The following is a 10,722-nucleotide window of genomic DNA, read 5'->3' on the forward strand; positions in this document are numbered from 1 at the left end:
ACCCCACCCCCCCGACCGGGTGCGCGACCAATACGCAGCCGACCCCGGCCGTCGAAACGGTCGGGGTCGGCTGTGTTTGGTGGGCCGCGCCTCCCGATCGCGAAGCAGGCGCGGCCGTTCGGGGTGCCGCCAGAGCCCGGAGAGCACCGAGCGGCGGAGCGCAGGGCTACAGCAGGTCCACCTCCGGGAACGCCTTGCCGCCCGACAGCAGCGCGTATCCCGGGCCGCGGTCGAAGAACGGCTCGACCTCGGGGCGCTCCGCGCGAACGGAGGCGCGCAGCGCGGTGGTTGCCGCCTCGTCCACGGCCAGGTCGTCGCCCTCGCCGGTGAGCACGACGCCGTAGTCGTCGGCCGCGGCGGCGCGGGAGACCTTGCCCCAGCGCACGTCGCGCAGCACCGACTCGGTCTTGCGGTCCAGCGGGTCGCCCCAGCCGCCACCGCCGGTGGTGCGGATCCGGATCACCTCGCCGGCCTTGACCGGTTCGTCGTCGACCAGGCCGTCCATCTCGCGCTCGTTGGGGCCGCCCGGGTCGATCACCACCTGGAAGGAGCGGCCGGCCTTGCCGCCCTTGACTCCCCAGCAGGACAGGATCGAGCGGTCCGCGATGGACATGAAGGACGCGTCGAGCAACATCCGGATGTGCTTCTCGTAGCCCAGGCCGCCGCGGAACTGCCCGGGGCCGCCCGAGTCGGCGGCCAGACCGAGCCGCTCGACCAGGAACGGGAAGCGGGATTCGGTGAATTCGGTGGGCAGGTTGCGCGAGTCGGGCACCACGTGGATGGTGTCCTCGCCGTCCGCGTAGTAGCGCCCGCCGGAACCGCCGCCGAGCACCTCGCGCATCAGGTACGAGCGGCCGTCCGCGTCGTGTCCGTACACACCGGTGTAGCGGATCGTCTCCTGGTCGGCGGGCATCTTGCCGTCGACGGCCTTGGCCAGCACGCCGGCCAGCACGCCGAGCAGGCGCAGGATGACGAAGGTACGGGCGTTGGTCGGCGCCGGGAAGATCGGCGTGAGCAGCGTGCCCTTCTCCGGGAACTTCATCTCGATCAGCGGCACCACGCCCTCGTTGACGTCGAGTTCGGCCATCCGCTCGGGGGTGTCCGCGAGGTTGCGCAGGATCGGTGCGAGCCACTTCTTGAGGAAGTTGCCGTCGGCGTAGTCGCCGCAGTGGTTGATCGGGCCCTTGGCCTGGCGGGACGTACCGGTGAAGTCGATGACGATCTTCTCGGGCGTCTTGGTCAGGGTGATCCGCTGCGTGTGCAGCATCGGCTCGTCCACGCCGTCGTGTTCGGCGTAGTCCTCCCACACGTACTCGCCGTCCGGGATCTTGGAGAGGATCTCGCGCCGGTAGGTCTCGGTGGTCTTGTCCAGGATCGCGTCGAAGCACGCCTCGACGGTCTCCCGGCCGTAGCGCTCGAAGAGTTCGCCCAGTCGGCGCGAACCCATCAGGCACGCCGAGCACTCGGCGTCCAGGTCGGCCGCGAGCGAGTCGGGCATCCGCGAGTTGCGGGTCATGATGCGCAGCGCGGCCTGGTTCGGCACGCCCTGGTCCCACAACTTGATCGGCGGGACCATCAGGCCCTCTTCGTACACGCTGGTCGCGCCCGAGGGCATCGACCCGGGGCAACAACCGCCGATGTCGTCGTGGTGGCCGAACGCCTGGACGAAGGCGACCACTTGCCCGTCGGCGAAGACCGGGACGGTGACGCACAGGTCGGGCAGGTGGCCGATGCCGCCCTCGGACTCGTAGACGTCGTTGTGGAAGAACACGTCGCCCGGACGCATCGTCTCCAGCGGGAAGTCCCGAGCCACCGGGTGTACCAGCGCCGAGTACGAACGGCCGGTCAGCTTGCGCAACTTGCGGTCGTGGATACCGGCCCGGAAGTCGTGTGCGTCGCGGATCATCGGCGAGCGCGAGGTGCGGCCGATCGCGGTCTCGACCTCCATCTCGACGGAGGCGAGGGTGCCCTCGACGATCTCCAGGAGCACGGGGTCCACACCGTGCAGCGCGTCCTGCGGGGTGGTGGCGGTGGCGCTCATGCTCAGGCTCCCTTCGAGGCGGTGTTGGTGGTGTCGCGGGTGACGACGACGTTGCCGTAGGCGTCCACGCGGGCGTCGAAGCCGGGGTGGATCGGGATCGTGGAGCCGAACTCCTCGATGATGGCCGGGCCGCTCACCAGGTCGCCCGGGGCCAGTTCGGCCCGCGCGTACACGGCGGTGTCCACGTACCCGTCACGGTCGACGAAGCACACCGGGCGGGTGCCGGTCCGGGCCCGCTCGACGCCGCCGTCGCGCCCGGGCAGTTCGCGCAGTTCGGGGCGGCGGATCGGGCCGACGCCGGTGACCCGCAGGTTCACCCACTCCACGGGCTGGCTCGCGTCGCCGCGGAAGTTGTAGCCGTACAACTGCTCGTGCGCGGCGTGGAAGCCCTCGGCGACCGCGTCGGCGAGTGCCGCGTCGAACGGCCCGTCCGGCACCGGCACCCGCACCTCGAACGCCTGGCCGAAGTAGCGCAGGTCGGCGGTGCGCACGTAGCGGTGGTCCTCGGCCGCGAAGCCCTCCTTGTCCAGGGCCTCGCCCGCCTTGCCCGCCAGTTCGGCGTAGATGCCCGCCACCTTGGGGTGGTCGAGATCCGGGTGGCCGCCGACGGCGGTCTGCACGTAGTCGCACCGCACGTCGACGGTGAGCAGGCCGAACGCCGAGACGTTGCCGGGGTCGCGCGGCACGATGACGCCGGCCAGGCCGAGGATGTCGATCAGCCGGCACAGCAGCAGCGAGCCGGAGCCGCCGAAGGTGGCCATGGTGAAGTCGCGCACGTCCAGGCCGCGCTTGACGGTGATCTGGCGCAGCGCGTTGGCCTGGTTCCAGGCGGAGATCTCCAGGATGCCGGTGGCGCACTGTTCGACGCCGATGCCCAGTTCGGCGGCGAACTTGGTCAGGCCCTCGCGGGCGGCGTCCACGTCGAGCGGGATCTCGCCGCCGAGCAGGTGCGGGGGGATCCGGCCGAGCAGCACGTGTGCGTCGGTGATGGTCGGCTCGGTGCCGCCCTTGCCGTAGCACAGCGGGCCCGGGTCGGCGCCGGCCGAGCGGGGGCCGACCTTGAGCGTGCCCTCGGGCGAGATCCAGGCGATCGAGCCGCCGCCGGCGCCGACGGTGACCACGTCGATCATCGGGATCTTGGAGGGGTAGCGGCCGATCGAGCCCTCGGTGGTCAGCGTCGGTTCGCCGCCCAGCACCACCGACACGTCGGTCGAGGTACCGCCGCCGTCGCAGGTCAGCACCTTGTCGAAGCCGGCCTTCTCGGCGATCAGCGCGGCGCCCAGGGCGCCGGCGGCCGGGCCGGACAGCACGGTGGTGATCGGCTGGTGCACGACCTCCTCGGCGGAGAGCACACCGCCGTTGGACTTCATGATCGCGAACGGCACGCGGCGCGCGGAGTCGGTGCCGCCGGCCTCGGTGGTGAACTCGTCCAGACGCCGGCGAATGCCGCTGACGTAGCGGGCCACCCTCGGCTTGACCGCCGCGTCCACCAGCGTGGTCATCGAACGCTCGTACTCGCGGTACTCGCGCAGCACCTCGGAGCTGATCGAGACCACCGCGTCGGGGTGCTCCTCGCGCAGGATCTCGCGCATCCGCAGCTCGTGCGCGGGGTTGGCGTAGGAGTGCAGGAAGCACACCCCGATGGTCGCGATGCCCTGCTCGCGCAGTCGACGGGCGGCGGTACGGGCGCCTTCCTCGTCGAACGGGCGGACCTCGTTGCCCTTGTAGTCGAACCGGCCGCCCACGGTGTGCACCAGGTCCACGGGCACGATCCGGTCGGGCTTGACCCAGAAGTAGGAGTTGCCGTAGCCGTCGGGCACGGCCTGGCGGGCGATCTCCAGGATGTACTCGTAGCCCTCGGTGGTGATGAACCCGAGGCGGTCGATCTTGTCTTCCAGGAGCTGGTTGGTGGCCACCGTGGTGCCGTGCGCGACGGCGGTGACGTCGGCTCCGGTGCAGCCGAGCAGGCCCAGCACCTTGTCGATACCGTTCATGAAGCCGTCCGCCGGGTCGGCGGGCGTGGACGGCGTCTTGGTGGTGACGAGCTCGCCGGACTCCTCGTCCAGGGCGACCACGTCGGTGAAGGTTCCGCCGGTGTCGATACCGATCCGGATCCGTCGGCGGGGTCCCGCCGTTGCGGCAGGCGTCATCAGCGCGCTCCAATCGGAGGGGGCAGGGGAATCGCATTCGCGGAGGGCTGGTCGCCCGGCTGCTGTCAGCGATTCAACTTCGCCGCCCCCCACCTCGGAATCGGCAACTTCTGCCAAGGGACTCGGCAACACTTGGTTATTCCCGTGAGCAGCGGCCGAGCATGAGGTCTGGACCAATCCGCCGAAAGCCCCGCTCAGGCCGCTCGTCGATCGACCGAACTCGCGGGTAAGGAACGGAAGTTGCCGAAAAATCGACAGGGCTCGGATAGGGTCGGCAAACGCGGTGGTCGCAGCGGGTGACCCCACGACACACCGACCCGACACCGACGAGGAGCACCATGGCTGAGCGCGAGCAGGACGAATGGGGCTTCTCCACACCGCCGGCCGGCGAGTCGCCCGAGGACTGGGCGCCGACCGGCATCGACATCACGGTGCCCAGCATCGCCCGGGTCTACGACGCGATCCTGGGCGGCAAGAACAACTTCGCGGTGGACCGGGCGATCGCCGACGAGGCGCTCAAGGATCTGACCAACGAGGGCGCCTGGGCCAACCGGCACATCCTGGCCCGCGGCGTGCGCTACATGGCGGCCGAGGGCATCGACCAGTTCGTCGACCTGGGATCCGGGCTGCCGACCGTGCAGAACACCCACGAGGTCGCCCAGGAGGTGAATCCGAACGCTGCGGTCGTCTACGTGGACAACGACCCGATCGTGCTCGCGCACGGTCGCGCACTGCTCGCCGAGAACCACCGCACCCGGGTGGTCACCGCCGACCTGCGCGATCCGGCGGCCGTGCTCGCCCTGCCGGAGCTGCGCGAACTGGTGGACCTGAGCCGACCCGTGGGCCTGCTCCTGGTGGCTGTCCTGCACCACCTCGCCGACCACGAGGACCCGGCCGGCGTGGTCCGCGCCTACCGCGACGCACTGCCCCCGGGCAGCTACATATTCATCACGCACTTCTGCGACTCCACGCCGGAGGGCCGCGCGCTGGAGAAGATCTTCCTGACCCAACTGGGCAGCGGACGTTTTCGCGCCCTGGAGGAGATCGAGGGCTACTTCGCGGGTCTGGAACTGGTCGAACCCGGCGTGGTTCTGCTCCCCCTGTGGCGTCCGGACGAGCCGGTCGTCGAACCGCTCACTCCCGAGGGCCACCTGTCGGTGGGCGGCATCGGCCGACTGCCCCGATGACCTCGCCGATCAGCCTCCCCGCCCCGGACGCGGTCCGGGGTCGGGCCCGCGGTCGTCCGGGTCGGCGCCTCGGTCGTCGGCCGTGTGCGTTCGACCGGGAGCGTGGCTGGGGTGTGCCCCGTGCGGCACACGCGCCGCACCCGGAGCGTCCAGGCGCAACCACCGCAGGTAACCGAACAGACCCACCACGCACAGCGTGAGCATGGTCATGCCGATCGCCACCAGGTCGACCACCGCGGACGCGGTCAGGACCGCCGCGACCAGCATGGCCATCGCGGCACCGGACAACGTCAAAGCCGACCACTTCGCCGCCCGCGTACGGTCCAGTGCCCGCACCGGCACATGCAGAGGCACCCGCAGTCGCCGTAGCGGGTGCACACGGACACGCACGCGTCGTCGGCGCGGAGCCGAGCCGGATTTCGGGTCTATCGGGTCCTCGAACACGTGCCACAGCGCGACGAACTGCTCGTCCTGGAGCAGCGACTTCTCCAGCCGAGCGAGCACCCGGCGTTCCCGGCCCGAAAGCGAAGGTCCGTCCACCACGTCCACCTCCCATCCGGGACCGCGGCACGGCCGAGAGGCGGGGTGCGCCGGGCGGTATCCGCCGAGGCGAACCGTTCGCCGGCGGAGCCGACCGGCGGCCCGGTCTTGGGTTCGGATCACTGTCTGGGTTCGGATCACCGACCAGGTGCTACAAGCGGCGCAGTCCGACCACGCCGCGCAGCGCGAGAATCAGCGCCATCAGGCACGCCACGCCGCCCACGATCACGTTGCTCGTGATGGTGCGGGTGGTGTCGACGGCACCGTTGACGGCCCACGGGGCCACGATCGTCCAGACACCGATGCAGAACGCGGCCCAACTCATCGCATGCGTGCGCCCGAAGGCGGAGCCCAAGCCGCCCATCAGAAACGCGAGCGCCACGCCGGTGATCAGGTTGACCGTCGTCAGAGTCGTGAACCCGTTGAACCCGACGATCCACGGGGATGCCGCCAGGTAGACGCCGCACAGCATGCCCAGAGCCTCGGCCGCCTGTGCCACCGGGCCGGTCGTGGCCCGTTCGGAGTGGGCTCGAAGGGTGACTATGTCCGGATGCTGCTCAATCGGTGACGCTGTCGACGAGGACACGTCCACCACCCTCTTTCCGAGGAATCGCGGTCCCCCGGTTGATAGCCCACGCACCTGCGGCTAATCCGCCTAAACCTGAATATTTACCGCATATTTTCCTCACCGAGTTGACTCGACGCCTACATATCTAGAAACTTGGATGCAACCCCGCTTCGGAAGGTACTCCGTGGACCCGCTGGCCATTCACAAGGCGCTCGCCAACCCGGCACGGCTCCGGTTCATGCAGTGGCTGAAGGAGCCCGCGAAGTACTTCGACGAGAACTCCTACCGACAGCAGGGCCTGGGCTTCCACATCGGCGTGTGCGTCGGCGACATCCAGGCCCGGGCCGGGCTGGCCCAGTCGGTGGTGTCCGGCTACCTCCAGACACTCAAGGACGCCGGCCTGCTCGACTCGGAGCGCATCGGCAAGTGGACCTACTACCGCCGCAACGAACGGGCGATCGCCGACTTCGCGGAGTACGTCCGCACCGACCTCTGACCGGATCGAACCGGGAGCGCGGCACCCCCCGTCCCGCACCACCACGATCCCCGCCGACGCCGCACGCGGCCGGCGGGGGCGGGCATCGCCATGCCCCGAGTCATGGGCTAACCCATCTACATATCTCGATATGTATCGAGAGAACGAAAGGCCGGGCCCCGATGAGAAACACCTCCCTGATGATCCTGACCCTCGCCCTGGGCGTGTTCGGGATCATCACCACCGAGATGGGCATCGTCGGCGTACTGCCGCAGGTGGCGGACGAACTCGACGTCAGCGCGTCCACCGCCGGGCTGCTCGTCGGCGTCTTCGCCCTGGTGATCGCGGTGTCCGGGCCGTTCATGACGCTGCTCGCCTCGGGCATCGACCGCAAGAGCGTGCTCGCGACCGCGATCGCCGTGTTCGCCGTGTCCAACGCGGTGTACGCGCTGACCACCCGGTTCGACGTGATGCTCGCCTTCCGGATCATCCCCGCCGTCTTCCACCCGGTGTTCTTCTCGGTCGCGCTGGCGACCGCAGCCGGGCTGGTGCCCGCCCGGGACGCGACCCGGGCCACCACGCGCGTGTTCGGCGGCGTCACCGCGGGCTTCGCCTTCGGCGTGCCGCTGACCTCCTATCTGGCCGAACACCTCTCCCTCCAGGCCGCGTTCTGGTTCGCCGCCGTGGTCAACCTGATCGCGTTCGTGGGCATCCTGCGCTTCCTCCCGGCGATGCCGGTGGAGCGGCGACACTCCTACGGCGCCCAGGTGGGCGTGCTGCGCGGCGGCCGGATCTGGCTGACCATCCTGTCCGTGGTGCTGGTCTTCGCGGCCATGTTCTCGGTCTACGGCTACTTCGCCGAATACCTGGGCGAGGTCACCGACCTGGACGGGTCCTGGGTCGGCGCGCTGCTGATGGCGTTCGGCGTCGTGATGATCCTGGGCAACTTCGCGTTCGGCGCCCTGTTGCGGCGCGACCCGATTCGCACGGTGCTGCTGTTTCCCGCCCTGTGCCTGGCCGTCTACCTGCTGCTCTACGCGGTCGGCCCGTACGCCGCGGCCATGATCGTCGCGGTCCCCCTCTGGGGCGCGGTGCACTCCGGCGGGCTGATCGTCAGCCAGAGTTGGCTGGGACGCGACGCCCGGGACTTCCCCGAGTTCGGCAACAGCCTGTTCATCTCCTTCTCCAACCTGGGCATCACCGCGGGCACCACGGTCGGCGGTTGGGTGCTGAGCGCCGCCGGCGCACACCGACTGGCCTGGGTCGGCGCCGCCTTCGCCGTGGCCGCACTCGCCACGATGCTGCTACGCCTCCGCCTGGACCGCGTCGACCGGCACCGGCAAGGAGCGTCGACGCCCGCCCGGCTGCCGACACCGGACACCCTCACCCCGGCCGAGCCGGCGTAGGTCCGATCCGGCGGACCCCGGCGAGCCGGGTCGCACGGGTGGGGCGGGAGCTCAGGACGACGAATCGGCGAGCGTGCCGATCAGCGCGCGATACGCGTCCGGTTCCGCCCCTCGCTCTCGCCCACGCGCCGGTGGCTCTCTCGATCGATCGATCACCGGAATCCTGTCGGGTGGGCGCGCGGATCGGTGCCGCGGAGGGTGTGCGGCCCTGATCGGGTTGGGTCGTTCGGGGGTTTGGTGATCGGGGCTGTGCACACTGTGAGCATGGAAAAGCTCTCCTTGGATGCCCAGGTCCGCGAACTGCTCAAGCTCGCCGCCGCCTCGTCGACCGGACGCAGCGCCCATACGGTGTACGGCGGCCACGAACACACGTTGCGGCAGACGCTGATCGTGCTGACCGCGGGCACCGTGTTGGCCGAGCACGAGAATCCCGGCGAGGCGACGTTGATGGTGTTGCGCGGGCGGGTCGTGTTGATCGGTGACGATGCGTCGTGGGAGGGGCGGTCCGGCGATTTTCTGGTCGCCCCGAAGACGCGGCACAGCCTGGAGGCGCTGGAGGATTCGGCGGTGCTGCTCACCGTGGCCAAGCGCGGCTGACCGCGTCGGTCGTCGGTCGCTGCTCGACATTCGGCCCGGGCGGGTGAGCGTGCCGCCCGGGCCGGGCCGGTTCATATGTACTGGTGAACCTACTGCATCACGGCGTGGGAGCGGCGTCCCGAGCACAGCGGAATCCGGTGTTGCCACTGGAGCCGTCCGGGGTGTTGGCCGTGCGTGCCGCCACCCGGTAGCGGTTGCAGTACGAGTCGTGGCACAGGTAGGACCCGCCGCGCAGCACCTTGTCCCGGCCCGTGGCGGGCCCGGTCGGGTTCACCGCGGGGTGCGCGCCGCCGTGGTCGACCGACCACCAGTTCGCGCACCACTCCCACACGTTGCCGGACACGTTGTACAGCCCGAACCCGTTGGGCTCGAAGGCGCGCACGGGTGCGGTGCCGCGGTACCCGTCCGCGGCGGTGTGCTTGGTGGGGAAGCTGCCGCGCCGGATGTTGCAGCGGTACTCGCCGCCCGGCTCCAATTCGTCGCCCCACGGGTAGCGCCGCCGCGCCAAGCCGCCGCGCGCCGCGTATTCCCACCCGGTCTCGGTGGGCAGCCGCTTGCCCGCCCAGCGGGCGTAGGCGTCCGCGTCGTGCTGGCTCACGTGCACCACCGGGTGGTCGCCGCGCTCCTCGATCGAGCTGCCCGGCCCCTCCGGCAGCCGCCAACTCGCGCTCCGCGCACCCCGCACCACCACGGCGCCCGCTCGGGTCGAGGGGCGCCGCGCCGCAACGTGCCGGGCAGGAAGGCCGCGAACACGTACGACCAGCCCAGCCGTTCGGCCTCGGTGCGGTAGTCGGTCGCGGCGACGAACTCGGCGAACTCGGCGTTGCGCACCGCGCACACGTCGATCCGGAACGGGTCCACCCGCACCGGGCGCACCGGGCCCTCGCCGTCGGAGGGGAAGCCCTCGGCGTCCTCGGTGCCCATCGGGAACCCGCCGCCCGGCAGCAGCACCATCGCGTCGTCGGCGGCTGCGGCTGCCGGCGCCTCGCGGCGGGCCGCGGGCTGCGTGATCGAGAGCGCCGGGGAGAGCGCGGGCGAGGCGCCGCGTGCGGGCATGCAGCAGCTCTTGGGGGTGTCGGACGGGTCCATCGGCTGCTCATCGTCGTCGGTCGCACTGCGCGAGCATTATGTTCCATGGCATATAAGCAGGCGTGGGCACGGTCGACTGCGACGGTAGCCGCGCACAGCGGGCGCGGGCGGCCGCCGGCCGGCACGCCGGCATCATGGGCGGGCCCGAGCGGCTCCGACCCGAGGTAGGCATGCGCGTGATGAACCCGTTCGACGTCGAGACGCTACCGGTCGGCCCGTGGCGCAACGGCGGTGGCGACACCCGCGAGATCGGGTCGCAGTCGCCCCCGCACGCGGCCGAGGCGGACTTCGACTGGCGCGCGAGCATCGCGACGATCGCCGCCGACGGGCCGTTCTCCGCGTTCCCCGGCGTCGATCGCACGATCACCCTGCTGGCGGGCGACGGCGTACATCTGGTCGGCGACGACGGGCTCGACCACCGGCTGGACCGGCTCGGCGAACCCTTCGCCTTCTCCGGCGACACGGCGCTGCGGGCCACGCTGCTGGGCGGCGCCACCCGGGTGCTCAACATCATGACCCGGCGTGGGCGATGGGCCGCCCGGGTGCACCGGGTGCACGCGCCGGTGCGCCCGCCCGCCGGGCACGCGGGCGTGTGGTACGTGCTGTCCGCGCCGGCCGACGACGCGCCCGGGGCGGGGCCGCGGGCCGGGCAGGGCGTGTCGTGGGCGA

The 10,722-nt window shown here is 70.8% G+C and carries 9 protein-coding genes and 1 pseudogene; 5 read left to right on the top strand and 5 right to left on the bottom strand.

Features of this window, described 5'->3' with window-relative positions; all coding sequences use genetic code 11:
- Positions 1–166 precede the first annotated feature (166 nt).
- Both ACFXMF_RS44005 and ACFXMF_RS44010 read right to left on the bottom strand, forming a co-directional pair.
- Positions 167–2,041, bottom strand: coding sequence for a hydantoinase B/oxoprolinase family protein (locus ACFXMF_RS44005; protein ID WP_379991892.1), 1,875 nt, complete (start codon positions 2,039–2,041; stop codon positions 167–169).
- A 2-nt stretch (positions 2,042–2,043) separates the two neighbouring features.
- Positions 2,044–4,191 (bottom strand): hydantoinase/oxoprolinase family protein, encoded by a 2,148-nt coding sequence (locus tag ACFXMF_RS44010; RefSeq protein WP_360308917.1) that lies wholly within the window; start codon positions 4,189–4,191, stop codon positions 2,044–2,046.
- Between the two features lie 338 nt (positions 4,192–4,529).
- Here ACFXMF_RS44010 and ACFXMF_RS44015 point away from each other — a divergent pair, with 338 nt between their 5' ends.
- Positions 4,530–5,378 (top strand): SAM-dependent methyltransferase, encoded by an 849-nt coding sequence (locus ACFXMF_RS44015; protein ID WP_360308920.1) that lies wholly within the window; start codon positions 4,530–4,532, stop codon positions 5,376–5,378.
- A 9-nt stretch (positions 5,379–5,387) separates the two neighbouring features.
- On the opposite strand, the gene ACFXMF_RS44020 is transcribed toward ACFXMF_RS44015, so the two are convergent.
- Both ACFXMF_RS44020 and ACFXMF_RS44025 read right to left on the bottom strand, forming a co-directional pair.
- Positions 5,388–5,921, bottom strand: coding sequence for a hypothetical protein (locus ACFXMF_RS44020; protein WP_379991891.1), 534 nt, complete (start codon positions 5,919–5,921; stop codon positions 5,388–5,390).
- 148 nt (positions 5,922–6,069) lie between these two features.
- Positions 6,070–6,417, bottom strand: a complete 348-nt coding sequence (locus tag ACFXMF_RS44025) for an SPW repeat protein (RefSeq protein ID WP_360308926.1) — start codon at positions 6,415–6,417, stop codon at positions 6,070–6,072.
- Between the two features lie 253 nt (positions 6,418–6,670).
- Between ACFXMF_RS44025 and ACFXMF_RS44030 the strand changes: the two genes are divergently transcribed.
- From ACFXMF_RS44030 to ACFXMF_RS44040, 3 genes are all read left to right on the top strand, one after another.
- Positions 6,671–6,982, top strand: a complete 312-nt coding sequence (locus ACFXMF_RS44030) for a helix-turn-helix transcriptional regulator (RefSeq protein WP_360308929.1) — start codon at positions 6,671–6,673, stop codon at positions 6,980–6,982.
- A gap of 161 nt (positions 6,983–7,143) precedes the next feature.
- Positions 7,144–8,367 carry an MFS transporter gene (locus ACFXMF_RS44035; protein ID WP_379991890.1) on the top strand — a complete coding sequence of 408 codons (1,224 nt, stop codon included), beginning with the start codon at positions 7,144–7,146 and terminating at the stop codon, positions 8,365–8,367.
- Between the two features lie 264 nt (positions 8,368–8,631).
- The gene (locus ACFXMF_RS44040; protein ID WP_360308941.1) at positions 8,632–8,964 is read left to right on the top strand and encodes a cupin domain-containing protein; all 333 of its coding nucleotides are present in this window, start codon (positions 8,632–8,634) and stop codon (positions 8,962–8,964) included.
- Positions 8,965–9,061: 97 nt separating this feature from the next.
- On the opposite strand, the pseudogene ACFXMF_RS44045 reads toward ACFXMF_RS44040, so the two are convergent.
- Positions 9,062–10,020, bottom strand: a pseudogene (locus ACFXMF_RS44045) (formylglycine-generating enzyme family protein).
- Positions 10,021–10,115: 95 nt separating this feature from the next.
- Between ACFXMF_RS44045 and ACFXMF_RS44050 the strand changes: the two are divergent.
- Positions 10,116–10,722 (top strand): HutD family protein (locus tag ACFXMF_RS44050; protein WP_380021177.1); only part of this gene is annotated, 607 nt, incomplete at its 3' end.

Origin of the sequence: Embleya sp. NPDC059213 (genome assembly GCF_042754445.1) — a bacterium.
Taxonomy (GTDB): domain Bacteria; phylum Actinomycetota; class Actinomycetes; order Streptomycetales; family Streptomycetaceae; genus Embleya.